We start from the raw sequence: 25,203 nt of genomic DNA on the forward strand, positions 1-25,203 counted from the left end.
GGCAGCCATGTCCCTGTCTTCACCAACCTCGCTGCCGCTGTACCTGCCGCCCGCCACGGCCCAGGCTGCGGTAGCAGTGGCGGCGCCATCGCCCCATCGCCCCGCACGCTCTCTGTCCACGGCCGGCCGGCTGGCCCTGGTCAGCACTGCCAGCGTGCTAGGCGTGCTGCTGCTGTGGCAGGCCAGCGGCAGCCTGGGCTGGGTCGACCCGCTGATGCTGCCGGCCCCCTCCGAGCTGTGGCAGACCCTGGTCGAATTGGCACAGCAAGGCTATCGCCAGACGCCGCTGTGGCAGCATCTGCTGACCAGCACCTTGCGCGCTCTGGTGGCCTTTGTGGCCGCCATCCTGGTGGGTGTTCCCCTGGGTCTGTCCATGGGCCTGTCACCCACGCTATCCGCCGCGCTCAACCCCTTTGTGCAGTTTCTGCGCCCTCTGCCCAAGATTGCGCTGGTTCCCCTGGTCATCGTCTGGTTCGGCATTGGTGAGGGGGCCAAGTTCTTTCTGATCTTTATCGCCACCGTGCTGAGCATTGTGGTGGGCGCGGCCGCCGCCGTGGCCCATGTCAGCCAGGCCAGGCTGCGCGCGGCCCAGACCCTGGGCGCCAACCGCCGCCAGCTGTTCAGCCATGTGGTGCTGCCCCATGCCCTGCCCGAGCTGTTCACCACCGTGCGCCTGGCCATTGGCATAGGCTGGACCTCGCTGATCGCCGCCGAAATGGTGGCCGCCAACTCCGGCCTAGGCTGGATGGTGATCAATGCCGGCAGCTATCTGCGCACCGATGTGGTGATGCTGGGAATTTTGCTGCTGGGCCTGATCGGCTATGGCTTTGACCTGCTGCTGGTGCGGCTGCAACGCCGCTACGCCCCCTGGGCCGGAAAGGACGCATGAGCACGTCATATCACCCCACAGGCCATGAGCAGGGCCGCATCCAGATTCAAGGCGTGAGCAAGGGCTTTGCCCAGCCGGGCAGCAACGCGCAGCAACAGGTGCTCAGCGATGTCTCGCTGTCGCTGCACCATGGCGAATTGGTCTGCCTGCTGGGCGCCTCGGGTTGCGGCAAGTCCACGCTGCTGAATCTGGTGGCAGGCTTTGAGCAACCCGACAGCGGCCAGCTGCTATGCGACGGCCGCCCCATTACCGGCCCGGGGCCGGAACGCGGCATGGTGTTCCAGCAGCCCACGCTGTTCCCCTGGCTCAGCGTGCGCCAGAACGTGGGCTTTGGCCCGCGCATGGCAGGCCAGCGCGCGGCCGAGTACGCGGCCCGTGCCGATGCGTTTTTGCGCCTGGTGGGCCTGGCCGACTTTGCCGACCACCATCCCTGGCAGCTGTCCGGCGGCATGCGCCAGCGCGCCGCCCTGGCCCGCGCCTGGCTGCCGGAGCCGGAAATCCTGTTGATGGACGAGCCCTTTGGCGCCCTGGATGCCCAGACCCGGCTGGCCATGCAGGAGCTGTTGACCAACATCTGGCAGCACAAGCGCACCACCATTTTGTTTGTGACCCACGATGTGGATGAGGCCTTGTTTCTGGCCGACCGCGTGGTGCTGCTGTCGTCGCGCCCAGGCCGGGTGCGCGAGGAATTACTGGTGCCATTTGAGCGCCCGCGCGGCTTTGCCGATCTGGTGGCCGACCCGCGCTTTGGCGCCCTCAAACGCGACATCTTGCATGTGCTGCGTGAAGAAGCCAGCAAGTCACTGCAGGGGGTGGCCGCATGAGCGCGCCCCGCCTGGTGGGCGTGCTCGGCGGCATGGGGCCGCTGGCCACGCTGGACTTTTTGCAGCGGCTACTGGAGGTGCGTGCGGCGCGGCGCGACCAGGAACATGTGCCCACCGTGACCTGGAATGTGCCGCAGATACCGGACCGCCAACTGGCCCTGGCCGGTGGCGGCGCCGACCCGCTGCCCGCCATGCTGCAAGGCATTGAGCGGCTGAATGCCGCCGGCGCCAGCTGCATTGCCATTCCCTGCAACACCGCCCACGCCTGGTATGAGCCCCTGAGCGCCCACAGCCGCGCGCCGATTTTTCACATCGTCGACGCCACGGTGCAGGCGCTGCTGGCCGACGCGCAACAACACCGCCCCCGCATCGGCCTGATCGCCACCCGCGGCGCACTGGAGCAAGGCCTCTACCAATCCAGGCTGGAGGCCGCCGGCCTGGACTATCTGACCCCCACGCCCCAGGAGCTGGACCAGTTTTTCATGCCCGGCTGCTATGCCATCAAGGCCCATGACATTGCCAGCGGTGGACGCCTGCTGGCCCTCAGCGCCGAGGCCTTGCTGGCGCGCGGGGCCACGCGGCTGGTGCTGGCCTGCACCGAGGTGCCGATTGGCCTGCGTCATGCCGCGCCCGAGTTGTTGGCGCTGAGCGTGGACCCGGCCACCGCCCTGGCCCAGGCCTGTTTGCGCCACTGGCAACAAAGCTGAGCCACAGAAAACCACCATATGCGGACATAAAGCCTGCGCGACCGGCCATGGTGGTCGCCTGCGGCAGGGTGCGGCCAGCGAATGCCCTACAGTGGGGCTTTCGCCGGGCGCGCCCACCTTGATGGCTGCGCGCCCCCGTGCCCGCTCCATCGAAAGACCCGCCCATGAAATCCCGCGCCGCCGTTGCCTTCAAAGCCGGAGAACCCCTGCAAATCGTCGAGATCGACGTGGCCCCACCGCAAAAAGGCGAGGTGCTGGTCAAGATCACCCACACCGGCGTTTGCCATACCGATGCCTTCACCCTGAGCGGTGACGACCCCGAAGGCATCTTCCCTGCGGTGTTAGGCCACGAGGGCGCGGGCATTGTGGTGGAGGTGGGCGAAGGCGTGACCAGCGTGAAGCCCGGCGACCATGTGATTCCGCTGTACACCGCCGAATGCGGCGAATGCCTGTTCTGCAAGAGCGGCAAGACCAACCTCTGCACCGCCGTGCGCGCCACCCAGGGCAAGGGCGTGATGCCCGACGGCACGACCCGCTTCAGCTACAACGGCGAGCCTGTTTACCACTACATGGGTTGCAGTACCTTCTCGGAATACACCGTGGTGGCCGCCGTGTCGCTGGCCAAGATCAGCCCCGAGGCCAACCCCGAGCAGGTGTGCCTGCTGGGCTGCGGCGTGACCACCGGCCTGGGTGCGGTGAAGAACACCGCCAAGGTGCAAGAGGGCGACACCGTGGCCGTGTTCGGTCTGGGCGGCATTGGCCTGGCGGTGATCCAGGGCGCGAAGCTGGCCAAGGCCGGCCGCATCATCGCCATCGACACCAACCCCGGCAAATTCGACCTGGCCCAGACCTTTGGCGCCACCGACTGCGTGAACCCCAAGGACAACGACCGGCCCATCCAGCAAGTCATCGTCGAGATGACGGGCTGGGGCGTGGACCACAGCTTTGAATGCATTGGCAACACCCAGGTGATGCGCGCCGCACTGGAATGCGCCCACCGCGGCTGGGGCCAGAGCGTGATCATCGGCGTGGCAGGCGCCGGCCAGGAAATCTCCACCCGCCCCTTCCAGCTGGTCACCGGCCGCAAGTGGATGGGCACGGCCTTTGGCGGCGTCAAGGGCAGGAGCGAACTGCCCGGCATGGTGGAAGACGCCATGGCCGGCCGTATCCAGCTGGAGCCCTTTGTGACCCACACCATGGGGCTGGCCAAGATCAACGAGGCTTTTGATCTGATGCACGAGGGCAAGTCGATTCGCTCGGTGGTGAATTTCAGCACCCCCTGAGTCGCTTCGCGCCTTCCCCCTCTCTCTTCGGGAGGGGGACGACAGCCTCGCGGCGGGGCGGCCCTTGCTCGCTGTCCCTGCGCTGGGCCGCGCCAGTTTTGAGGCCGCACCCAATAATTTAAATGGGTGAGCGGCCCATGCTTTATTTGCACTGTTTTCAAGACAAAACCACCGCAAACGCTGCCTCATCAAGCGCTGGCAGCTTTTCTTTTAGGAACACTTTCCATGGAACTCAAATCCGCCCACGCCTGTTTTGGTGGCGCCCAGCGCTACTACCAGCACGACTCGCGCGAGATCGGCCTGCCCATGAAGTTCTCGGTCTATCTGCCGCCCAAGGCCGTGATGGGCGAGAAGGTGCCGGCCCTGCTGTATCTGGCCGGACTGACCTGCACCGAAGAAACCTTTATGACCAAGGCCGGCGCCCAGCGCCTGGCTGCGGTGCTGAACATCGCTCTGGTCGCCCCCGACACCAGCCCGCGTGGCGCCAACGCCCCCGGCGAGGCGGACAGCTGGGACTTTGGCGTGGGCGCCGGCTTTTACCTCGATGCCCAACAGGCCCCGTGGGAACGCCACTGGCGCATGGAAAGCTATCTCACGGATGAGCTGATTCCCCTGCTGGCCCGCCACCTGCCCATCGACACCCAGCGCCTGGGCATTTTTGGCCACAGCATGGGCGGCCATGGGGCGCTGACGCTGGCGCTGCGCCATCCGGGTCTGTTCAAAAGCCTGTCGGCCTTTGCTCCCATTGCAAACCCCATGAACTGCCCCTGGGGTCAGAAAGCCTTTGCGGGCTATCTGGGTGGGACTTTGGAAACCCACCAGGCCGTCTGGGCCCAGCATGACGCCAGCGCACTGATGGAGGCCCAGGCCAAGCCGCCCTACCCGGCCGGCATCCTGGTCGACCAGGGCCTGGCCGACAAGTTTCTGCATGAAAAACAGCTGCTGCCCGAGGCCTTGGAGGCCGCCTGCGACAAGCTGGGCCAGCCGCTCACGCTGCGCCGCCATGCGGGCTATGACCACGGCTACTACTTCATCCAGAGCTTTATCGACGACCACCTGCGCTGGCATGCGCAGCAGTTGCTGGGCTAGAGGATGGGCCAGGGTGTGGCCCCCAGACCTTGCTGCACCCGGAAGATGTCCGACACCGTGTACAGGCCCACGCCCGGCTCCAGATGGCGGTTGTCGGGGCCAGTCTCCACGCAGGCCTTGACCAGCACCAGCTGTGCTGCGGGGTCGGGCATGAACTTCATGCCTGACACGGAATATTTGGAGATGCGCTCGCGGCCGTCGTTATAGCGCTGGCCGCGGGCGCGCGCGCCCTCCAGCTCCTGCATGGTGGGCACATGGTCGAACACCGTCTCATAGAACTCGATGACGGGGCTTTCATTGGTGCGCGCGCAGCGGTGTACATAAAGCACATGGAAGGCTGCGCCCACCTGCAGCGACACCACATCGCCCGCGCGGTAAAAGCTCAGGTGGTCGGGCATGGCTGGCGAGCGCTTGAGCGGGGCGGGAGGCGTCTGCAAAAAAGCCGTCTTGATGGCCTCGGTCTTGCGGAAAAAATCGTCATCTAAAGCCACCGCCTGGTTCAGTGCATCCATACCAGCCTCGGCCCTGGCGTTGATGGCCTGGTCCTGTATGCCGTATTTGTGCAGCAAGATGGCCAGGGCCACGGCCGTCTTGTGGCGGTACAGCGCCGACGCGACCGCGTCCCCGGCCTGCAGCACGCAGTTCCAGCGCTGCAGCAGCGGCGGCAGAACCCGGGTAGGGTCCACGGGGTCTTTCTTGTTGCCGAGCATGGCCCAGGCCACCAGCCGGGCAATGTCTTCATCCAGGGCCTGGACCTGGGTGTCGGCCGCCAGCTTTTTGAGGGCTTGGGCATGGGTCATGGTTTTCATGGACGCCATTGTGGCGCGGCGCGCCCCCTCTTCCGTCTCCGTCGCCTGCGTTCTCCAGGGCCGCGGCCTTCAAAAAAGTGACAAAGGCCTGGGTCCGGGGGCTGCGGCCCTTGCGCGTGGGCACCAGGGCCACCACATGGGCGGCGCCAAAGCTCCAGTCCGGCATCACCCGCTCCAGCCGCCCGGCCGCCACGGCGGCGGCTGCGTCCCATTCGGAGCGCAGCACCAGCCCCATGCCGTCCTCGGCCCATTGCCGCGCCACGCTGCCGTCGTTGCTCACAAAAGCGGGGGTGATGCGCAGCGTCTCGCCCTTGCGGCCACCCTCGGCAGGCCGCATATGCCACAGCGTGACGTCCTCATCGTTCTCGCGGATGCAGATACAAGCGTGGCGGGCCAAGTCGGCCGGGCTGCGCGGTCTGCCATGGGCGTGCAGATAGGCCGGGCTGGCACACATCCAGCGCTCGTTGGCCGCCAGCGGATGCGCCACCCAGGATGAATCGCGGACGCTGCCCACATGGATGACCACGTCCGAGTCATAGCGGTCCGGCCAGGGCGTTTCGCGCAGGTCCAGCTGCAGCTGCAGCCCGGGATGCAAGCGTGAAAAGCGCGACAACAGCGGCGCCACATGGGTGCGGCCGTAGCCAAAGGGGGCAGCCACCTTGAGCGTGCCGGTCAGGCGCTGGTCGTCGCGCTGCAAAGATTCTTTCAGGCCATCGAGCCGCTGCAGCAACTCATAGGCCTCGCGGCCAAAACGCTCCCCTTCGGAGGTCAGCTGCAGCTTGCGCGCGGTGCGGTTGGCCAGCACCAGGCCGAGCGTGCCCTCCAGCTTGCGCAGTCGCATGGACAGGGCCGGCGGCGTCACCCCCAGCGAACGGGCCGCCGCGCTGAGAGAGCGCTCGCGCAGCAGCGCGGCGGCAAGGCGCAGATCATCGATTTGCATATTCAGCTGAGCTTAATGATTGATGACGAAATAGTGAAAACCAAAAACATCTGCCCAAGCCTACAGTAGAACCATGCCAAACACTTCTTCCCCCACTCTCGCCACAGCCAGCGCCTACCCCAGCGCCGTGCTGTTTGATCTGCTCACCGCCTTGCTGGATTCCTGGACGGTCTGGAATGCCGCCGCCGGCTCCGAGTCCATGGGCCGCACCTGGCGCGCCGAATACCTGCGGCTGACCTATGGCTGCGGCGCCTATGTGCCCTACGAGGCCCTGGTGCGCCAGGCCGCGGCCAACGTCGGCCTGCCAGCCACGGCCCCACAGGCCCTGGAAGACCACTGGGACGAGCTGCCCGTGTGGAGCGGCGCCAAGGAACTGCTCAGCGCACTCAAGCCCCATTGCAAGCTGGCCGTGGTGACCAACTGCTCCCAGCACCTGGGTGAACGTGCTGCCGCGCGCCTGGGCATTGACTGGGATGTGGTGGTCACCTCCGAAGAGGCGGGCTTTTACAAGCCAGACCCCAGGCCCTACCAGCTTGCGCTGCAGCGCCTGGGCGTTCAGGCCGGCGATGCCGCCTTTGTGGCGGGCTCCGGCTACGACATGTTCGGCACGGCCAGCGTGGGATTGCGCACCTATTGGCACAACCGGGTGGGCCTGGCCCGCCCCCAAGGCGCCCCCATTGCCGAGGCCGAATCCCCCTCGCTGGAAGCCGCCCTGCCCTGGCTGCAGCGCTTTCGCCAGGCCAGCACCTGAACGACCACCCCCACAAGGCTTGAACCATGCAACACCGAATCCGGCGCGCGGCCGCCCTGGCTGCAGCGTGCAGCGTCTCCCTGCTCACCCTGCACAGCAGCTGGGCCCAAACGGCCTTTCCCACACGCCCTGTGACCCTCATCGTGCCGTTTCCGGCCGGCGGCCCCAGCGATGCGCTGGCCAGAGCGCTGGCCCACAAAATGGGCGAGCAGCTGGGCCAGCCCATGATCATCGAGAACCTGGGCGGCGCCAACGGTGTCATCGGCCTGACCAAGGCCCTCAAGTCCGCACCGGACGGCTACACCATTGCCTTCGGCGGCATTGGCACCCATGTGGCCAACGCAGCGCTGTACAAAAAACTGGCCTATGACCCGGTGGCGGATTTCGCCCCCATAGGCCCGGCAGGTGCGGCCCCCATGGTGTTGCTGGCCCGGTCTTCGCTGCCGGCCTCCAATCTGCGCGAGTTTGTGGGCTGGGCGGCCAAGAGCCGTGCCAATGCCTCCTATGGCAGCGCGGGCGTGGGCTCCATCTCCCACTACGGCTGCGTGCTGCTGCTGTCTGCGGCCAAGCAGAACATCACCCACATCCCCTACAAGGGTGTGGCCCCGGCCATGAACGACCTCATGGGTGGGCAGACCGATTTTCTGTGTGACCAGACCACAACGGCCCTGCCCCAGCTGGCGGGCGGGCGCATCAAGGCCATTGCCGTGCTGTCCAACACCCGCCTGCCCCAGCTCCCCCATGTGGCCACCGCCGCAGAGGCCGGCTACCCCCTGGACATCCGCTCCTGGAACGCCTTCTTCGCGTTGCGCGGCACACCCCAGCCCGTGGTGGCGCGCCTGACCACGGCGCTCCAGCATGCGGTCGCAGACCCTGCCTTGCGCAAGCAAATGGAGGGCCTGGGCGTGGACCTGCCCAAGCCCGCCGAAACCACTCCCGCGGCCGTGTCTGCCCTCATTGCCCGCGGCCTGCGTGAAGACGTGCCCGCCCTCAAGGCCAAGAGCGAATACCTCGATTGAATCCCGCACCCATATGCCCAACCATCTCACCACCATAGACACCCCTGCGGCCGTCATCTCGCTCGAGAAGATGCAGCGCAATATTGCGCGCATGCAGCAGCAGGCCAATGCCCTGGGCGTGCGCTTTCGCCCCCATGTCAAGACCACCAAATGCGCCGACGTCGTGGCCGCGCAGCGCCATGCAGGCGCCACCGGCATCACGGTGTCCACGCTGAAAGAGGCCGAGCAGTTCTTTGCACAGGGCGTGACGGACATTCTGTACGCCGTGGGCATGGCGCCCCACCGGTTGGCCCACGCGCTGGACCTGCGCCAGCGCGGCTGCCAGCTGCAAATCCTCACGGACAGCGTGCAAGGCGCACAGGCCATTGCCGACTTCGGCAAGCCGCATGGCCATGCATTTGAGGTGCTCATCGAAATCGACACCGATGGCCACCGCTCCGGCATCCAGCCGGAAGATGCCGTGCTGCTGGAGGTGGGCCAAGTGCTGCACCAGGGTGGCATGCGCCTGGCCGGGGTGCTCACCCATGCGGGCTCCAGCTACGAACTCCACACACCGCAAGCGCTCATGCAACTGGCCGAGCAAGAGCGCACCGGCTGCGTGCGGGCCGCACAGCGCCTGCGCCAGGCCGGCCTGCCTTGCGAGATTGTCTCGGTCGGCTCCACCCCCACGGCGCTGGCAGCGGCTTCGCTGCAGGGCGTGACGGAGCTGCGTGCCGGCGTCTACGTGTTTTTTGACCTGGTGATGCGCAATGTGGGCGTGTGCCGCGAGGAGGACATTGCCCTGAGCGTGCTCACCACGGTGATTGGCCACCAGGCCGACAAGGGCTGGGCCATTGTTGACGCCGGCTGGATGGCCATGAGCCGCGACCGCGGCACCTCCAAGCAGCAGCGCGACTTTGGCTATGGCCAGGTCTGCACACTGGACGGCAGCCCGCTGCCCAGCTATGTGCTGTCGGGCGCCAACCAGGAGCACGGCATTGTGTCGGCAGAAGGCGCCGCGGACACCGACATCGTCCAGCGCTTTCCCACCGGCACGCGGCTGCGGATTCTGCCCAACCACGCCTGCGCCACAGGCGCCCAGTTTCCCGAATACCACGCGCTGGCCGACGACGGCTCGCTGCAGACCTGGGGGCGCTTCCATGGCTGGTGAATCCACTCTGGGCACGGCAAAGGCCGAGCCGCAATATGTCCAGGTCGCCGCGCTGGCACAGCCCGGCGGCCACTACAGCCATGCCTGCAGCGGTGGCGGCATGGTGTTCATCTCCGGGCAACTGCCCATCACCCCGGCCGGCGAGCGCCTGGTGGACGCCCCGTTCGAGGCCCAGGCCGCCCAGGTGCTGGCCAATGTCCAAGCCGCCTTGCTGGCCGCGGGCAGCCAAATTGACCAACTGGTGCAGGTGCGGGTCTATGTGGACGACATCGCCAACTGGCCTGCGTTTGACCAGCTGTACCGGGCATGGGCCGGAGCCTCCCGCCCCGCCCGCGCCGTGGTGCCCACCGGGCCGCTGCACTTTGGCTGCAAGGTGGAAATGGAGGCCGTGGCGCTGTTGTGAGCACCGAGCCTGTGGGGCACAAGCTACCGCCTAGAGACCGCCCCAGCGCACCGGCAGCGACTCACTGCCACATCGCTTGCGATGCGAGAGCGGGCGAAGGTGATATCAGGGCAATCGCATCTAAATTCTCAGCCTGAGCGCTTGCCGGTATGACCCCTTCCCCCGCCGGGGGAAGGCGGGGATGGGGGCTGCAGCGTGTACGGCATCACCGCTGTTGGTGTCGCCTCCGCTGCAGACCCCCACCCCAACCCTCCCCCGAAAGGGGAGGGCTTTGATGACATTGGTTTCTTGATGTGCTTGCCCGAAGGGGACATGACGTACCCACGGATATGGCTTGCACCTCGCCCAGTCCCCATCAGACCCCCTGCGCATAAAACTAGCGGGGCCAAAGCCAGAGACACCGCGCAAGGGCCGCCCCGCCGCGCTGGTGTCGTCCCCCTGCCCGCATTGCGTAGCAATGCGAGAGCGGGGGGAAGGCGCGCAGCGCCTCAGGGGGGTGTCATCAACACCCCAGAAAATGCTGCCCCAGCTGGTCCGCCACCAGCAACGCGCCATAGACCTGTTCCACCGTCACGCCGCCGGGCATGTTGTGGATGGTCTCGCCAGCGGCGCAGGCCAGCTCGGCCACGGCGCGCATCTTGGCGGGGATGTCTTCGGTAATGTCCAGCTGCGCCAGCGTAATGGGCAGGCCCACGGCGTGGCACAGCGACATCACTTCCTGCATTTCCGCGTTGGAGGCGTTTTCCAGCGCCAGTTGCACCAGCACACCAAACGCCACTTTTTCGCCGTGATAGAAGTGGTGGGTTTCGGCCACGGCGGTCAGGCCGTTGTGCACCGCGTGGGCAGCGGCCAGGCCACCGCTTTCAAAGCCCACCCCGCTCAAATAGGTGTTGGCCTCAACAATGCGCTCCAGCGCCGGCGTCACCACCTGGGCCTGCACGGCCAGCATGGCTTTTTCACTCTCTTCCAGCAGGGTGTCGTAGCAGAACCTGGCCAGGTTCAGTGCGGTCTGCGTGGCCGGGCCGCCGGCCATGGTGGCAGCGCTGCTGCGCGATGCGGCGCGCGCCTCGAACCAGGTGGCCAGGGCGTCACCAATGCCGGCCGCCAGCAGCCGCGCCGGTGCACGGGCGACGATGGCGGTGTCCACCACCACCAGGGCGGGGTTGGTGGGCAGCATCAGATAGCGGTCGAATTCGCCGTCATCGGTATAGAGCACCGACAGCGCGCTGCAGGGCGCGTCGGTGGAGGCGATGGTGGGGGCCACGGCCACGGGCACTTTCTGGAAAAAAGCCACGGCCTTGGCGGTGTCCAGCGTCTTGCCGCCACCAATGCCGACGATGGCGCTGCGCCCGTTTTGCGTGGCCAGCTGGCACAGGCGATCGACCTCGCCCTGCGAGCATTCTCCGTTGAAGGCGACGATGTCCATGGCCAGCCCGGCCTTGCTGAGGCTTTGGCGGATGGTGTCTTCGGCAAAGCCCAGCACGAACTTGTCGGCAATCACCAGCCAGCTGTCCGCCAGCGGCTTGAGATAGTCCCCCAGCCGTTGCAGCGCATCGGCCCCTTGTACATATTTGCCGGGCGATTGAATGACGCGGTCCATGGAAACTCCTTCTTGAAATTGCACATTGCCTGCGCCCTGTCCGCCTTGTGGGCAAGGACATGACGCAAGTCAATTACAGCCCGGAGCAAAAAACCGGGGCTTGCGTCAAGTCAGGAAAAAGGCGATGCGCTGATCGACGCCAGCATCAGCCCCAAGGCGGCAGCCCGCCATCGCAGCGCACCCGCCTGAGCGGCAGCCAGGGCCCACTCACTCACCCGGTGCGGCAGCTGGAGAGCGCTCACCTGCCGGGCGCACCCTCACGTTCGTGCTCGTGCTCGGGCATGCCCAAGCCGCCCAGCGAGGGGGAATCGCTGGCCCGGTGTCCGCCCTGCGTCTTGGACATGTACAAGGCCTGGTCTGCACGGCGCATGACGTCTTCCATGCTGGAGTCTGAGGGCTGGAAATGGGCCATACCCAGACTCAGCGTCGGCGCAGGGCCACCGTTTGCATAGGGTTGCAGCACCCGCATCCCGGTCTGCAGCAGTTGCTGGGCCAAGGCGGCAATGTCGGCCATGGTGCGGCCCTGGCACAGGATGGCAAATTCATCCCCGCCCAATCGGCACACCCAATCCTGGGCAGCCACCAGCGGCTGCACCGCATGGGCCAGATCCCGCAAAGCCCGGTCACCGGCGGGGTGACCCAGGCCGTCATTGATGGCCTTGAAGCGGTCCACATCAAAGCTCACTAGGCAGGCAGACCGGGCCTGATTGCAGAAATCGGCATAGGCCTGCTCCAGCACCTGCATCAGGCGGCGCCGGTTGGGCAAGCCCGTCAACTCATCGCACATGGCCTGCTGCTGCAGCAACTGTTGCATGCACTTACTGGCCGTGATGTTGCTGGCCACCCAGACCACCGCTTTTTCGCCCCCATACAGCTGACCCAGTGCCGTGACACGGCCCTCAAACCAGATGGGCTCCACCGGCCCCTCGGTGGGCAGGCCCCGCACATCGTGGGCGCTCAACTCGTACTCCACCACCAGCATTTGCCTGCTGGCCAGTGCATGCTTGATTTGCTGCACAAACCACTGCGCCTTTGCGACGGTCAGCACGTCCGCAATCGACTTGCCCACCAATGAACTTCCGTCGTGGTAGTAGCGCTTGTCTTTCCCGCCCAGGATGGCTGCGTAACGACCTGACTCCGTCAGGATGAAGGTCGGATCGGGCAAGCTGTCGCAAACCGACTGGTATTGGCTGTGCGTTAAAACAGAAGCGTCAGACATAGAGGCATCAGACATGCTGGCAGGCCAGAAACGGGGCGCAAATACAAGTCGCGAATACGGGTCGCACATACGGGTCGCAAATTCTCGCAGATCCACTCGGTCGGGGCTGGCATGCGGCCTGGCCAGCGCGCCTAGGCCTGCCAGCTCCACCAGCGCAGCGTGGGCTGCTCGCTGCGGTCGTCCGGGTCATCCACCTCAAACCCCAGCTCCACCCCGCCCGCCGTGCGCAGCACATGGGCATAAGGCAACAAGCCCGGGCGCGCGCAGGGCTGCACCGGCAGGCCCTGCCCCTGGGCCAGGCGCAGAAATTCCGCCATGGGCCTGCCGTAGCGCAGCAAGGCGCTGTCGGCAAAGCGGATCTGCCGCCCGCCATAGGGCTGGCCTACCCAGGGGTTATCAGAGAACACGCAGTACAGCGTGCGGCCGCTGTCGAAGTGAAATTCCAAGCTGCCATAGCAGGCGATGACGGGAAAGCAGCTGGTGCTTTCCACCGCGTAGGGAACACCGTCTTGGGTTTCCACTTCGTCCGGCGGTCCCAGCATGGCCGCCAGCGCTTCCGGGGAAAGATCACGGCACGGCTGCAATGCCCCCAGCCTGCCGGTCTGCAAAAACGCGAGCAGCGAAATCCGCTGCTTTCTTTTCTTCATGCCGTGGTTCCAGTCCTCTGCATTTCCGTCATGCATGATGCCGCGCGCATCATCCACGCCCCCTCAAGCTGTGGCGCCCATGCCGGAGCGCCACAGCACACTGGCAGCATCGCCCTCCCGCGCAGCGAGAGGGCGCATGCGCCAAAACCCATTCACACGGTATTTTTCTGCAGCCGTACCGAGCCAAAGGTCATGAACACCAGCGTGTTGCCCGCTGTGCCGCGGTAGACGCCATTGGCCTCGGCCAGCCGATTGGCCACGGCAGCAAAGCTCCAGGCATCGTCTTCGCTGCACTGCAGCTTGCGCTCGGTGAAGGCTGCGGCGCCCTGCAGCTGGCCCCAGTCTCGGGCCAGCTGTGCATGGGCACCCAGGACTGCGGGCACCGAGGGGTGGTCCCAGCCCCACAAAAAGCTGCCATCCGCCTGGTTGTACGTGCCCACCACCTGGATCGCGGCCGTGGCCACGGTGCCGTCGGCAAAGTCAAAGGCAATGGTGCCGGCCTCCAGGTCTGCGGACCAGTTTTTTTCTTCCCCCAGGTGCCAGCTCGCGGCATGCGCCGTGGTTTGCAGGTCCAGCCCCTCGCGGGCTACGTGGATGAATCTCTCGGTACTGTCGCTCATGGCAATAAGCATAAGGCACAGCAACGGTGGTGACCGCTTGCACAGCCAGCGTTTTCTACAATGCCTGCCACCCTCATTGACCAAGGAAGCATCCATGCAGACACACAAAGTCGCCGTCGTCACCGGAGCCGGCTCCGGCATTGGCAAAGCCACGGCCCTGGCCCTGGTTGCTGATGGCTGGCAGGTGGTGCTGGCCGGCCGCCGCGCACAACTGTTGGAGGAAGTGCGCCAGGCTGCACAAGAGCGCCACCAGGCCGCAGACCGCGTGCTGGCCGTACCTACCGATGTGACCGATGCGGCTGCCGTACAGCAGCTGTTTGCCCAGGCCGTGGCGCACTTTGGCCGTGTGGACCTGCTGTTCAACAACGCTGGGCGTGGCAACCCGGCGGGCTCGTTTCTGGACTGGTCGGCTGCAGACTGGCAGGACGTGGTCAACACCAATCTCAACGGCATGTTTTATTGCCTGCAGCAGGCCTGCCGCGTGATGCGTGACCAATCCCCCCAGGGCGGGCGCATCATCAACAACGGCAGCATCTCCGCCCACACGCCGCGCCCCAATTCCGCCGCCTACACCGCCACCAAACACGCCGTGATGGGCCTGACCAAGACCGCCGCCCTGGACGGCCGTGCCTGGAATATTGCCGTGGGCCAGATCGACATCGGCAACGCCGTCACCGAGCTGGCCGCACGCATGGCCAAGGGCGTGCCCCAGGCCAATGGCGAGATCGCGGTGGAGCCCATGATCGATGTGGCCACCGTGGCTCAGTCGGTGCTGTATATGGCCAATCTGCCCCTGGAGGCCAATGTGCTGTTTCACACGGTGATGGCAACCAAGATGCCGTTTGTGGGGCGGGGATGATTTGACGGGCTGAGCGCCTGCTCACGGCTGCGGATTCAACTGGTCAATGCAACACAATGACTGCCTCTGGCGCAAGGAGTGTTGGCATGAAGCAAAGACTGCGGATTTACTACACCGAAGCTCAGAAGGCACTGATGTGGGATCGCTGGAAAGCTGGTGATACCTTGCATGAGATCGGCAAGCTGTTTGACCGACCGCACACATCCATTCACACCATCCTGAGCGCGACAGGGGGTATCCGGCCACCCGCAAGGCATCGGGCACGTTTGGCCCTGTCTCTGGCTGAGCGCGAGGAGATATCGCGCAGCCTGGCTGCAGGTGAGTCCATCCGCTGTGTAGCCAAGCGTTTGAGACGAGCAGCGTCCACCGTCAGCCGTGAACTCCTGCGTAACGGCGGCAAGACTTCCTACCGAGCTACAAAGGCAGACGAGGCGGCCTGGGAACGAGCACGTCGCCCAAAGACATGCAAGCTGGCTTGTAATCCTGAACTGGCACAGACCGTGGCAGGTAAATTGCAGAGTCAGTGGTCGCCTGAGCAAATAGCAGGGTGGCTCAAACGCACTTACCCGGGCGAGAAGGATTTGCAGGTGTCTCACGAAGCCATCTACCGCACGCTTTTTGTTCAAACACGCGGGGCTTTGAAGAAAGAGCTTCTGGAGCATCTGCGGCGTACCAGAGGGATGCGTCGCTCACGCCATTACACGCAGAAAACGCCCATCCATGGCCGGATCGTCGATGCAGTGCCCATCAGCGAGCGTCCAGCCTGTATCGAGGATCGGGCAGTGCCTGGCCACTGGGAAGGTGATCTGTTGTTCGGCGATGCCTACAGCCAGGTTGCAACGCTGGTGGAGCGCCACACCCGCTACGTAATGCTGGTCAAATTGGTGGACAAGGATTCGTACACCGTGGCAGCAGCGCTGGCCAGGCATGCGCAGACCTTGCCACAAGAGCTCTATCGTTCCTTGACCTGGGATCGCGGACCGGAGATGGCGGGACACAAACGATTCACCGTGGCCACCGACATCCAGGTCTACTTCTGCGATCCACAAAATCCATGGCAGCGCGGAACGAACGAAAACACGAATGGCCTGCTCCGGCAGTACCTTCCCAAGGGCATCGACATCTCAGGCTACTCGCAAGATGAGTTGGATGTGATTGCGAGGAAACTGAACGAACGGCCCAGAAAAACCTTGGGGTACAGGACCCCGGCTGAGCTGTTTAACGAATGCGTTGCATTGATCGGTTGAATCCACACTCGGCAAGGGGCACTCACACATATAGCTTCCAAAAATCCAAGCGCTCGCTAGCTATTTATCAGAAAGCGAAACTTCAAAGGAGATTTTTTTGAAATCTCCACACAAACGTTGAATGACGATTATGGATTGGATACACCGTCATGTCTGTGAGCATCGCATGCCAGCCTCCAGAGGTCGGCAGAATAAATAATCGCCAAACTCAGCTACCGCCAAATACTGTGGTTACAGCACCATGCGAAAGTCAAGTCCTTAGTTTTCATGATGCCAACACGCCCCCGGCGATAAATAGCGCAAATCCCAAATACCAGATCCGCATGAACCACGGATTGGCTTCATACTTTCTCGCATAGACGTAAACGTAAAATGGCAAAATAAAACAAAGTACTCCCCGGAGAGGATTGCTAGTGAAAGCACGAAGCGCAATTCCAAACTGTGCCGCAGCAATTGAGGTTAGGCCAAGCAAAATTGCAATCGTCGGAAGATATATAGGCATAAATGGACTAACTAACGGGATTTATCCCGAAGGCCTCGCGGGATATTTTTTAAAAACCGGGAATTTCTTGAGATACCGTTGAAAAATAGCTAGGCCAACCGGCCATTAAAATTCAAAACGAACGTCTTTAACAATGTGGTGCTTGCCCCAGTGGAAATTACAAACTCGCGCAACCTCAGCACCTTCTTTGCTTTCAGGAACACATCCGCCTTTGATCGTTACAGATTTCCCCCCTTGCTTTGACAATGGAAATTCTATGGTGAGCCCTTCCGGGATCACATGGTCAAGCTGGACGTTCTCGGAGTAATCATCGACGAGGGCAAATATCATGACCTTATCGGCCTTCAACGTATAGAGGTCATGCTGGAAAGCGGCCCCAGGCAAAAGACACATCTCAATTACGGAATTCTCGACCGTCTGTTGCCTACATTGTGGTGGCTCGGCTGCTTGCACGAAAAATGATGCACACAAAAATCCTATAGATAGAGCAATATTTTTCATTGAATTTTATCTCTGATGAAGAAGAGAATCGGGAGATACAACCTAGTCAAAACCTGATTTTCTCTTAGGCGGAAATCAGCTAAATTCTAAGTCGCGCGAGATGAATTCACCTCATAAACCTTCAAATCCCTATCCCCAATCCCCAGCCCCACCCAACTCCCCCGCCACGTCTGAATATGCTCCGACGCAAAATGCGCATCCAGCGCGGCCTGGTCGGTCCAGCATTCCTTCACATGAATCAGCCCGGGCACAAACAAGTCCTCGGCATAGCCATATTCCAGGCAGCCCGCCTCGGCGCGTGAGGCTTCGACCATGGCCCGCATCACGGGTTTGGCACGTTCCAGGTTTTCGGGCGGCAGGCGCACAGTGCCCACGATCAGCAGCATTTCGGACTCCCCATAGAAAACGCCCCCACGCCGAAGCGAGGGGGCGATGTTGGTGAAACATCCTAAAAGGTCAAACGTACCGAATCCTGACAAGCAGCTGCCGCATTCAAAATAGGAGCAGCTGGTGCAGACAGGCCAAGGGCTAGAGGCTGCAGCGATGTTTAGCTGGCCCCCATCCCCGCCTTCCCCCGGCGGGGGAAGGTGTCATACCGGCAGGCGCTGGGCATGCATGTCCCCTGGAAAGAAAGCGCTTATGCAGGCGTTTTGCCCTGGCGCATATCCGTCGCAATCTGCGCCAGCACCGCAGGCAGATCAGCCACGCTGCGCACCACATAGTGGGCACCGGCGGCCTTGAGTTTGGCTTCGGCCCGGGCCACGCGGGCATCGACTTCGGCAGCCCGGGCCTTGGCATATTCGGCCAGGCTGTAGCCCACCTCGTTGCCGGACAGGCTCAGGCCCACGGTCCACATGCCGGCGTTGCGGCCCTCGACGATGCCGGGCACGGTGTCGTCCACCTTGACGCAGGCGCGCACGTCGGTGATGCCCAGCGCCAGCACATTGGCCAGGGCCATGAAGGGGCCGGGGCGCCCGCCGGCGGCCAGCTCGTCACCGGCCACCACATGGTCGGGCGCAATGCCGGCGGCCAGGGCCTGTGGCAGCAACTGGTTCAGCACCTCGCGCGGGTAGCCGGAGCAGGAGCCCACTTTCAAACCCTGGGCGCGCAGCCATTGCAGCAGCTCTACCGCGCCGGCGATGGGGGCGGAGAACTCCCCCACCTTGGCGATCTGCATGGGCATGAAGCGAGCGTAGATGGCATCCACATCCTTGTCTTCGGGAGCGCTGCCGAACTGGGCTTGCCACTGGCGGGCGATGCTTGGGTCCTGCAGCAGCTGGTGGATATGGTCCCATTTGGACAGGCCCATGGGCCCGCGCGCCTGGGCCAGGGTGATGGTGATGCCGAAGGTGGCAAAGGCCTCGACAAAAATCTGTGTGGGTGCCAGCGAGCCAAAGTCCACCAGCGTGCCGGCCCAGTCAAAGATGACGGCCTGCAGCGGTGCCAGGTTGGCAGTGGAAGAAGAGCGCGCAGCGGCAGAAACGGCGGCGGGGTGGAGGTTCTGGGTCATGGCGGAGAAGTTTCAAAAAAGTGAGCTGTCTGTGCTGGTGCAGTATGCGTTTCAAGGTATTCCCATGCAGGGCCTGCATACCGGCAGTAGCGACGCAGCGCAGGGTTGCGTCATTGGCAGCCATGCTAGGGCTGACATATTTCTGCCATGTGAAAGATTCAGAATCGGCCGCCATAGCTTCCATAGACAAAAGCTGGAGATGCACTCCGGCCCCCTCCCTTTCTGATTCGCCGCTTTGCCATGAGTACCGCCCGCTACCGCGCCTTTGTGGCCGTGGCCCACCATGCCAGCCTGAGCGCTGCCGCCCGCGCCCTGGGGGTGAGCCAGCCCACGGTGTCCACCCAGATTGCCGCGCTGGAGCGAAGCAGCCGCAGCGCGCTATTTCACCGCCAGGGCTATCGCATGTGGCCCACCAGCGCCGGAGCCCGCCTGCTGCCGCTTGCGCACAAGCTGCTCGCCCTGGAGGCCGAGGCCGACTTTCTGCTGCGCGATGCCGGCCAGCTGAACCAGGGCGAGCTGAAGATTGGCGCCGTGGGCCCTTTCCATGTGATGGAGATGGTGGCCGCCTACCGCGCCCGCCACCCCGGCATGCAGCTGTCGGTGCGCGTGGGCAATTCCCAGCAGGCGCTGCACGACCTGGAGCACTACACCACCGATGTGGCCGTGCTGGCCGGCCTACACGAGCGGCCCGAGCTGCTGGCGCGGCCTTATACGCGCCACCCCATCATCGTGATGGCGCCGCTGGCCCACCCCTTTGCCCAGCGCAGCGAGATCGCGCTACAGGAGCTGCACGGCCAGCCCCTGATCTGGCGCGAGCAAGGCTCCACCACCCGCACGGCCCTGGAGGCTGCGCTGGCCGCCCATGCGGTGCAGCCGGTGACGGCGCTGGAGATAGGCAGCCGCGAGGCCATACGCGAGGCCGTGGCCCATGGACTGGGCCTGGGCACGGTCTGCGCCTCGGAGTTTGTGCCCGACCCGCGCCTGCGTCCGGTGCGCATTGCAGGCGAGCCGGCCCACACCACCACCTATGTCTATGCCATGCGCGAGCGCAGCGACAGCCTGCTGCTGAAGTCGTTCTGGGCTGCTGCGTTTGGAGAAGCTTTGCCGACTGCATGAGCGCTCAGGACTGCGAAGCCCTGGATTGATGCACCCCGGAGCGGGCCAGGGAAGTGGGTCGGGCACTCAGACCGCCCCCCACAACGGCCAGACAGCGCTTCAGGCGCGACGCTGGCCCGCAGACAGTACTTGCGTACGGCAAGGGCCAGCAACAAAGCATGAAGCGCTGTATGGCCGCCTCCCAACGAGACAACCAAGCACTCCCAAACATTCTTCAAAACAAGCTCTGCTGACCTGACAGCAAGCTGTGGTGGTACAGACTGCAATCAAGCCGCACCCGCTCGCGGTTCAACCCCAGCTTGCGGCAGGCCAGGGCAAAGCGCTGGCCCAGCATATCGGCCCATGCGCCCTGGCCCTTCATGCGCTGGCCAAACTGGCTGCTGTAGACCTTGCCCTCGGCCCGCTGTTCCTCGCTGATGCCATGCAGATCGCGCACCCGCTCCAGTACGCGCTGGGCGCGGTCGGGGTAGTGCTGGCGCAGCCAGGCTTCAAACAGGGGCGCCACCTCCCAGGGCAGACGCAGCACGGCATAAAAGGCCTGGCGCGCGCCGGCCGCGTGGGCTGCGGCCAGCACCTGCTCCAGGTCATCGTTCAAAAAAGGGATTTGCGGCGCCAGGCTCACGCCCACGGGCACACCGGCCTCGGCCAGGATGCGCACGGTGCGCAGCCGCCGGTGCGGCGCTGCGGCCCGGGGCTCCAGCCTGCGGGCCAGCTCGGGCTGCAGCGTGGTGAGGGTGACGTACACGGCCACCAGCCGCTGGCGCGCCAGCGGCACCAGCAGGTCCAGATCGCGCTCCACACCGCTGCCCTTGGTGACGATGGAAAACGGGTGGCGCGCCTGGGCCAGCACCTCGATCACACGCCGCGTCAGCCCCAGCTCGCGCTCTATGGGCTGGTAGCAGTCGGTGACCGAGCCCAGCATCACGGGCGCGGCCCGGTGGCTGGGCCTGGACAGCTCGGCCCGCAGCACTTCGGGCATATTGGCTTTGGCAATCAGCCGGGTTTCAAAGTCCAGCCCCGGCGAATAACCCAGATAGCCGTGGGTGGGCCGGGCATAGCAATAAATGCAGCCATGCTCGCAGCCCCGATAGGGGTTCAGCCCCAGGTGAAAAGGCAGATCGGGCGAGTCGTGGCGGCTGAAGGCGGATTTGCACTGCTCCCACTCCAGTTGGGTGTGCAGGGCGGCGGGTGTAAAGGCATCGTCTTCGCCCTCAGCGCCCTGCCCCCAGCCGTCGTCCATCGCCTCGCGCGCATCGCGGGCAAAGCGGTGGGCAATCTGGCTGAGCGCGGCCCGCCCCTTGTGCAGCGTGACGGGCTGCAGGGCGTCGGGGGTATCAGGGTGGGAGGGCTGCGGCATGGATTTAACTGTATATAAATACAGTTATTTGCACAAGGTGTTTTTCACGGCCAAGGCTTTCCAGGTTGAACCATGCAGAAACAAATAGCGACCCGGTACAGTGATGGAGCGCACTACTAGCTCCTTTTTTTAAAGTTGCAAGCCGCTGTCACATATCGCACTTCGGCGTGCGGGATCGCTTGGCAGAAGCGCCCGGCCGGCAGACAATGGGCCTATCGCACCAAGATGGTGCTTTTTTCACGATGCCTTGGCCCGGACAACCCCGTTGCCCGGGCTTTTGTCCGTGTGGACTTGGCCATACAGCGCCACGCGCACGGTTCAACCCCTTCCACCGCAAGGAGCCCCATCATGGAGCGCAAGCCCACCATCACTCTGTCGACCCTGGATCTGGAGCGCATCGAAGCCCTGCTGGAGAAGATGTCTGGCGATTTCCCCGGCCGCGACACGCTGGAAACCGAGCTGGACCGCGCCGATGTGCTGGAGCCCTCCGAGATGCCGGCCACCGTGGTGACCATGAACTCCACCGTGCGCTTCACCCTGCTGGAAAGCGGCAAGACCAACACGCTGACCCTGGTCTACCCCCGGGAAATGGATGGCAGCGCGGACAAGGTGTCGGTGTTTGCCCCCGTGGGCATTGCCCTGCTGGGCCTGAGCGTGGGCGATGAGTTTCAGATGCCCAGCCCCACCGGCCAGAAGGTGACGGTGCGTGTGGATGGCATCGACTTCCAACCCGAAAGCGCGGGCGAGCTGCACCGTTGAACGCATGGCGCCCAGCCAGGCTGTGTGCCCGCGATTTCACTCCATGCTGAAATATTTAAATCCGCAGGCACAATACAAAACATGTCTCAGATCTCGCCTCTCCCTTCGCTGAATCGGCAATTCGTCTCACACTTTGGCGAAATGGGCAGCCGCTGGGGCATCAATCGCACCGTCGGCCAGATCTACGCCCTGCTCTATCTGTCGCCGCGCGCGCTGAATGCCGAGGAGATTGCCGAGACGCTGGAGTTCTCGCGCTCCAACGTGAGCATGGGGCTCAAGGAGCTGCAGTCCTGGCGACTGGTCAACCTGCGCCACCACCCCGGCGACCGGCGCGAATACTTTGAAGCGCCGCAAGACGTGTGGGAGATCTTTCGCCGCTTGGCCGAAGAGCGCCGCCGCCGCGAAATCGAGCCCACGCAGTCCATGCTGCGCTCGGCCCTGCTGGAATCGGCCCAGTCCGAAGACGAGCAACATGCCCAGCAGCGCATGCAGGAGATGTACCAGCTCATCGAAAAGCTGATGACCTGGTTTGACGATGTGCAGCGCCTGCAACCCGAAACTGCCATGCAGCTGATGGGCATGGGCTCGGCCGTCACGCGTGTGCTGGAGATCAAGGACAAGCTCACCGGCCGCGGCAAAAAGCCCGCTAAGGACGACAGCCAAGACTGAAAAAAGGCCTGCAGATGCAGGCCTTTGTTTTTGCGCGCATCACCACAACGCACGGTATTGGGTGGCAGGAGTGGGTCAAAAAACCGCAGCGGGCCCCAAAGCACAACCACAACGGCCAGACAGCGCTTCAGGCGCGACGCTGGCCCGCAGACAGTACTTGCGTACGGCAAGGGCCAGCAACAAAGCATGAGGCGCTGTATGGCCGCCTCCAAACGATTAACCATCCACGGCCTTCAGGGCTGGCTTCAAGGCTTGGTGATCTGGGCGCGCAGGGCGCGTAGCTGCGCCTTGATGCGCTGCGTGTGGCCAATCCCCATGCGCAGCAAAATCTTCTGCCCCGCTGAGGCGTTCTGCAACTCGCTGTCCGCAAACTCATAACGCAGCCAAGGCTGCTGCGGCGCCTGTGGCACGCCCGGCTGCGCCTGGCTGTGGACCTGCACCAGCTTCAAGGCCAGCGGGGCTGTCGGATCGGGCGTGGCCAGCAGATGGTCTATCACCGCCACCAGCCTGTCATTGAAGCGCTGGCCGGGGTAGCCCAGATTCTCATAGGCCTGCTGCAGCACGGGGTAGACGCGGCGGTACAGGGCGGCGCCCTGCTCCACGTTCAGACCCGCCACAAAGCCCACCACTTCGTCATAACGTGCTGCGTTTTCTGCAGCGATCGTCATACCGCCATCGTCGGTGCGAGCCACCACCATGCGGCCTCCCACGGGGTGCAAGGGCCACAGCCGCACTGCGGCCTGGCCGCGCGCCAGATTGTCCACCGTGGCCGTGATGCGGCGGGCCTGGTCATCGGTGGCCACAAAGCGCAGCGTGGCTTCGCGGCCCAGCCATCCACTCACGGCCTGGGCCAGGGCCTGGCCGTCGTCCGCCACCAAGGGCGGGCGCCCCTGGGCATCGGCGGCGGGCTCTATGGGGTGGGAGGTGGCGGCCGCTTCGCTCGGCGCGGGCGCAGGCACGGCCTCCGGTGCAGGGCTGGGCTCGGGCGCCGCAGCCGGCGCTGCAGCAGTGGCCGGCGCCTGGGGTGCAGGGGCTGCAGGCGGTGCCTCTCGCCCCCATTGCCACCAGGCCGCGCCACCGGCTGCCAACAACAAGGCAAACAGGCCCAGCTTGGCACCCAGGCCCAGGCCCTTGGCCTGGTGGTGCAGGCGGGAAATGGGCTCCCCGCGTGCATCGGCGGCAGAGTGGGCTGCGGCGGCCGGAGCCGCTGGCGTGCGGGGCTCCATGCGGGATGTGGGTTCAGGCATGCGGAAATCCTCTCATCAACACCCGCCCACCCTAGCAGCAATCCCCGTTCGGGGCTTGTACACCTTCCTTGCGCCAGGGTCAGGTATCGGGGGGCGTACAAAAAAGGCCTGCCCTCTTTCGAGGACAGGCCTTGGCTGCGCAGTGACAGCGCGAACGCTTAATCGGGCTTAATCCGGCAGCTTGCTGGTGCGGTCCAGGATGCGGCGGCGCGTGGCCTCGTCATCCATCAGCTCAAACCACATGGCGTTGAGCACGGCAAAGGCCGCTGCCAGGGGCAGGCCCAGGATCCAGGAGAAATACCACATACGGTTTCCTTTGCTTTGGTATTTAGTACGAGTGGCCTTGGCCGGTGGCAATCGCCACCGCGTCCACCTTGCCACGCAAAATGCTGTAGACCCAGCTGGTATAGGCCAGGATGATGGGCACAAAGATCAGCGCGCACACCAGCATGATGAACAGCGTCACATGGCTGGAGGACGAGTCCCACACTGTGAGGCTGAAACGCGGGTCGATGGAGGACGGCAAGATCATGGGGAACATGGCCGCACCCACGGTGAGGATGATGCAGGCCACGGCCAGGCCGCTGGCCAGCAGCGCCAGCCATTCACGGCGGCCACGCATGCCCAGAGCGCTCACCAGAGGCAGCAGCACACCCAGAGCCGGCAAGGCCCACAGCAGGGGCTGGCGCGCAAAGTTGGCCATCCAGGCGCCTTCGCTGAGCGCAGCGGTCTTGCCCAGGGGGTTGGATGCGCCCACGGTGTTGATGGCGCTGGTGATGACATAGCCCTGGATGTCCAGCGCAATCCACACACCGGCCAGTGCAAACAGCACGGCCGTCAGCAGCGCAGCCAGGCTGCCCCAGCGTGCGGCGCGTTGGGCCACTTCACCCTCGGTCTTGAACACCAGCCACGAGGCACCATGCATCAGCAGCATGCACAGCGACACCAGGCCGCACAGCAGCGCGAACGGGGTCAGCAGGCCGAAGAAGCTGCCGTCGTAGTAGATGCGCAGGTCTTCACCCAGGCGGAAAGGCACGCCCAGCAGCACATTGCCCATGGCCACGCCGAAGATCAGCGCGGGCACGATGCCGGCAATGCACAGCACCCAGTCCCAGGCATTGCGCCAGCCCGGCTCCTCGCGCTTGCTGCGGAACTTGAAGGCCACGGGGCGCAGGATCAGCGCCACCAAAATGGCGAACATGGCCAGATAGAAGCCGGAGAAGGACACGGCATACAGCTGGGGCCAGGCGGCAAAAATGGCGCCGCCGCCCAGAATCAGCCACACCTGGTTGCCCTCCCACACCGGGCCCACGCTGTTGATGACCACGCGGCGCTCCACGTCGGTCTTGGCCGTGGCGCGCAGCAGGGCCATGGCGCCCAGGTCAAAGCCGTCGGTGACGGCGAAGCCGGTGAGCAAAATGCCCAGCAGCAGCCACCAGATGACGCGCAACACGTCATACGAAATCAGTTCATGCAAGATCATGTT

At 64.3% G+C, this 25,203-nt stretch carries 27 protein-coding genes; 14 read left to right on the plus strand and 13 right to left on the minus strand.

The genetic code is table 11. From position 1 onward, the window contains the following. The first annotated feature begins 7 nt into the window (after window positions 1-7). The 5 genes from ACA027_RS15460 to fghA all read left to right on the plus strand — a co-directional run bounded on the left by ACA027_RS15460 (window position 8) and on the right by fghA (window position 4,792). A complete protein-coding gene (locus tag ACA027_RS15460) occupies window positions 8-889 on the plus strand; it encodes an ABC transporter permease (protein ID WP_370679092.1) in 882 nt (293 codons plus the stop codon). Continuing rightward, on the plus strand, window positions 886-1,713 hold the full coding sequence (locus ACA027_RS15465; protein ID WP_370679093.1) for an ABC transporter ATP-binding protein: 828 nt from the start codon (window positions 886-888) through the stop codon (window positions 1,711-1,713). Before ACA027_RS15460 ends, ACA027_RS15465 begins: the two co-directional genes overlap by 4 nt. After that, window positions 1,710-2,420, plus strand: a complete 711-nt coding sequence (locus tag ACA027_RS15470; protein ID WP_370679094.1) for an aspartate/glutamate racemase family protein — start codon at window positions 1,710-1,712, stop codon at window positions 2,418-2,420. Before ACA027_RS15465 ends, ACA027_RS15470 begins: the two co-directional genes overlap by 4 nt. Before the next feature lie 164 nt (window positions 2,421-2,584). Further along, window positions 2,585-3,703, plus strand: a complete 1,119-nt coding sequence (locus ACA027_RS15475; RefSeq protein ID WP_370679095.1) for an S-(hydroxymethyl)glutathione dehydrogenase/class III alcohol dehydrogenase — start codon at window positions 2,585-2,587, stop codon at window positions 3,701-3,703. 225 nt (window positions 3,704-3,928) lie between these two features. Further along, window positions 3,929-4,792, plus strand: coding sequence for an S-formylglutathione hydrolase (fghA, locus tag ACA027_RS15480; protein ID WP_370679096.1), 864 nt, complete (start codon window positions 3,929-3,931; stop codon window positions 4,790-4,792). On the opposite strand, the gene ACA027_RS15485 is transcribed toward fghA, so the two are convergent. Further along, a complete protein-coding gene (locus ACA027_RS15485) occupies window positions 4,789-5,601 on the minus strand; it encodes a hypothetical protein (protein ID WP_370679097.1) in 813 nt (270 codons plus the stop codon). The two genes, fghA and ACA027_RS15485, sit on opposite strands and share 4 nt — an antisense overlap. Next, window positions 5,531-6,541: a LysR family transcriptional regulator gene (locus ACA027_RS15490; RefSeq protein WP_370679098.1), complete on the minus strand. Its 1,011-nt coding sequence runs from the start codon at window positions 6,539-6,541 to the stop codon at window positions 5,531-5,533. Before ACA027_RS15490 ends, ACA027_RS15485 begins: the two co-directional genes overlap by 71 nt. 73 nt (window positions 6,542-6,614) lie before the next feature. Between ACA027_RS15490 and ACA027_RS15495 the strand changes: the two genes are divergently transcribed. Genes ACA027_RS15495 through ACA027_RS15510 form a run of 4 tightly spaced genes read left to right on the plus strand, consistent with a single transcriptional unit; the run spans window position 6,615 to window position 9,864 of the window. After that, window positions 6,615-7,292: an HAD family hydrolase gene (locus tag ACA027_RS15495; RefSeq protein ID WP_370679099.1), complete on the plus strand. Its 678-nt coding sequence runs from the start codon at window positions 6,615-6,617 to the stop codon at window positions 7,290-7,292. 26 nt (window positions 7,293-7,318) lie between these two features. After that, on the plus strand, window positions 7,319-8,311 hold the full coding sequence (locus tag ACA027_RS15500; RefSeq protein ID WP_370679100.1) for a tripartite tricarboxylate transporter substrate-binding protein: 993 nt from the start codon (window positions 7,319-7,321) through the stop codon (window positions 8,309-8,311). Window positions 8,312-8,324: 13 nt separating this feature from the next. Beyond that, the gene (locus ACA027_RS15505; protein WP_370679101.1) at window positions 8,325-9,461 is read left to right on the plus strand and encodes a DSD1 family PLP-dependent enzyme; all 1,137 of its coding nucleotides are present in this window, start codon (window positions 8,325-8,327) and stop codon (window positions 9,459-9,461) included. Further along, on the plus strand, window positions 9,451-9,864 hold the full coding sequence (locus ACA027_RS15510) for a RidA family protein (protein WP_370679102.1): 414 nt from the start codon (window positions 9,451-9,453) through the stop codon (window positions 9,862-9,864). Before ACA027_RS15505 ends, ACA027_RS15510 begins: the two co-directional genes overlap by 11 nt. Before the next feature lie 502 nt (window positions 9,865-10,366). Here ACA027_RS15510 and ACA027_RS15515 read toward each other — a convergent pair. The 4 genes from ACA027_RS15515 to ACA027_RS15530 form a co-directional block, all read right to left on the minus strand. Then, window positions 10,367-11,464 carry a glycerol dehydrogenase gene (locus tag ACA027_RS15515; protein WP_370679103.1) on the minus strand — a complete coding sequence of 366 codons (1,098 nt, stop codon included), beginning with the start codon at window positions 11,462-11,464 and terminating at the stop codon, window positions 10,367-10,369. Between the two features lie 238 nt (window positions 11,465-11,702). Next, the gene (locus ACA027_RS15520; protein WP_370679104.1) at window positions 11,703-12,683 is read right to left on the minus strand and encodes a diguanylate cyclase; all 981 of its coding nucleotides are present in this window, start codon (window positions 12,681-12,683) and stop codon (window positions 11,703-11,705) included. A gap of 131 nt (window positions 12,684-12,814) precedes the next feature. Then, the gene (locus tag ACA027_RS15525) at window positions 12,815-13,330 is read right to left on the minus strand and encodes a hypothetical protein (protein ID WP_370679105.1); all 516 of its coding nucleotides are present in this window, start codon (window positions 13,328-13,330) and stop codon (window positions 12,815-12,817) included. A gap of 152 nt (window positions 13,331-13,482) precedes the next feature. Next, on the minus strand, window positions 13,483-13,950 hold the full coding sequence (locus ACA027_RS15530; protein WP_370679106.1) for a DUF6882 domain-containing protein: 468 nt from the start codon (window positions 13,948-13,950) through the stop codon (window positions 13,483-13,485). Between the two features lie 94 nt (window positions 13,951-14,044). Here ACA027_RS15530 and ACA027_RS15535 point away from each other — a divergent pair, with 94 nt between their 5' ends. Together ACA027_RS15535 and ACA027_RS15540 are read left to right on the plus strand one after the other, a co-directional pair. Continuing rightward, complete coding sequence (locus ACA027_RS15535; protein WP_370679107.1) at window positions 14,045-14,809, plus strand: SDR family oxidoreductase; 765 nt, start codon at window positions 14,045-14,047, stop codon at window positions 14,807-14,809. A gap of 86 nt (window positions 14,810-14,895) precedes the next feature. Beyond that, window positions 14,896-16,056 carry an IS30 family transposase gene (locus ACA027_RS15540; protein WP_370679108.1) on the plus strand — a complete coding sequence of 387 codons (1,161 nt, stop codon included), beginning with the start codon at window positions 14,896-14,898 and terminating at the stop codon, window positions 16,054-16,056. Between the two features lie 607 nt (window positions 16,057-16,663). On the opposite strand, the gene ACA027_RS15545 is transcribed toward ACA027_RS15540, so the two are convergent. From ACA027_RS15545 to phnX, 3 genes are all read right to left on the minus strand, one after another. Beyond that, window positions 16,664-17,059 (minus strand): hypothetical protein, encoded by a 396-nt coding sequence (locus ACA027_RS15545; RefSeq protein WP_370679109.1) that lies wholly within the window; start codon window positions 17,057-17,059, stop codon window positions 16,664-16,666. Window positions 17,060-17,145: 86 nt separating this feature from the next. Beyond that, complete coding sequence (locus ACA027_RS15550) at window positions 17,146-17,445, minus strand: putative quinol monooxygenase (RefSeq protein WP_370679110.1); 300 nt, start codon at window positions 17,443-17,445, stop codon at window positions 17,146-17,148. A 251-nt stretch (window positions 17,446-17,696) separates the two neighbouring features. Beyond that, window positions 17,697-18,569, minus strand: coding sequence for a phosphonoacetaldehyde hydrolase (phnX, locus tag ACA027_RS15555; protein ID WP_370679111.1), 873 nt, complete (start codon window positions 18,567-18,569; stop codon window positions 17,697-17,699). A gap of 240 nt (window positions 18,570-18,809) precedes the next feature. Here phnX and ACA027_RS15560 point away from each other — a divergent pair, with 240 nt between their 5' ends. Next, window positions 18,810-19,685 (plus strand): LysR substrate-binding domain-containing protein, encoded by an 876-nt coding sequence (locus ACA027_RS15560; RefSeq protein ID WP_370679112.1) that lies wholly within the window; start codon window positions 18,810-18,812, stop codon window positions 19,683-19,685. Between the two features lie 214 nt (window positions 19,686-19,899). Here the strand turns inward: ACA027_RS15560 and ACA027_RS15565 are convergent, their stop codons facing one another. Further along, window positions 19,900-21,042 (minus strand): PA0069 family radical SAM protein, encoded by a 1,143-nt coding sequence (locus tag ACA027_RS15565; protein WP_370679113.1) that lies wholly within the window; start codon window positions 21,040-21,042, stop codon window positions 19,900-19,902. A gap of 348 nt (window positions 21,043-21,390) precedes the next feature. On the opposite strand from ACA027_RS15565, the gene rnk reads away from it, so the two are divergent. Both rnk and ACA027_RS15575 read left to right on the plus strand, forming a co-directional pair. Next, window positions 21,391-21,801, plus strand: a complete 411-nt coding sequence (gene rnk / locus ACA027_RS15570; RefSeq protein ID WP_370679114.1) for a nucleoside diphosphate kinase regulator — start codon at window positions 21,391-21,393, stop codon at window positions 21,799-21,801. Between the two features lie 81 nt (window positions 21,802-21,882). Next, the gene (locus tag ACA027_RS15575; protein WP_370679115.1) at window positions 21,883-22,470 is read left to right on the plus strand and encodes a GbsR/MarR family transcriptional regulator; all 588 of its coding nucleotides are present in this window, start codon (window positions 21,883-21,885) and stop codon (window positions 22,468-22,470) included. A gap of 245 nt (window positions 22,471-22,715) precedes the next feature. On the opposite strand, the gene ACA027_RS15580 is transcribed toward ACA027_RS15575, so the two are convergent. From ACA027_RS15580 to cydB, 3 genes are all read right to left on the minus strand, one after another. Then, window positions 22,716-23,717 carry a DUF3014 domain-containing protein gene (locus ACA027_RS15580; protein WP_370679116.1) on the minus strand — a complete coding sequence of 334 codons (1,002 nt, stop codon included), beginning with the start codon at window positions 23,715-23,717 and terminating at the stop codon, window positions 22,716-22,718. Window positions 23,718-23,885: 168 nt separating this feature from the next. Next, on the minus strand, window positions 23,886-24,023 hold the full coding sequence (cydX, locus tag ACA027_RS15585; protein WP_370679117.1) for a cytochrome bd-I oxidase subunit CydX: 138 nt from the start codon (window positions 24,021-24,023) through the stop codon (window positions 23,886-23,888). A gap of 22 nt (window positions 24,024-24,045) precedes the next feature. Beyond that, window positions 24,046-25,200, minus strand: a complete 1,155-nt coding sequence (gene cydB / locus ACA027_RS15590; protein ID WP_370679118.1) for a cytochrome d ubiquinol oxidase subunit II — start codon at window positions 25,198-25,200, stop codon at window positions 24,046-24,048. Window positions 25,201-25,203 lie beyond the last annotated feature (3 nt).

Source organism: Comamonas sp. GB3 AK4-5 (genome assembly GCF_041320665.1).
Lineage (GTDB): Bacteria > Pseudomonadota > Gammaproteobacteria > Burkholderiales > Burkholderiaceae_C > Comamonas.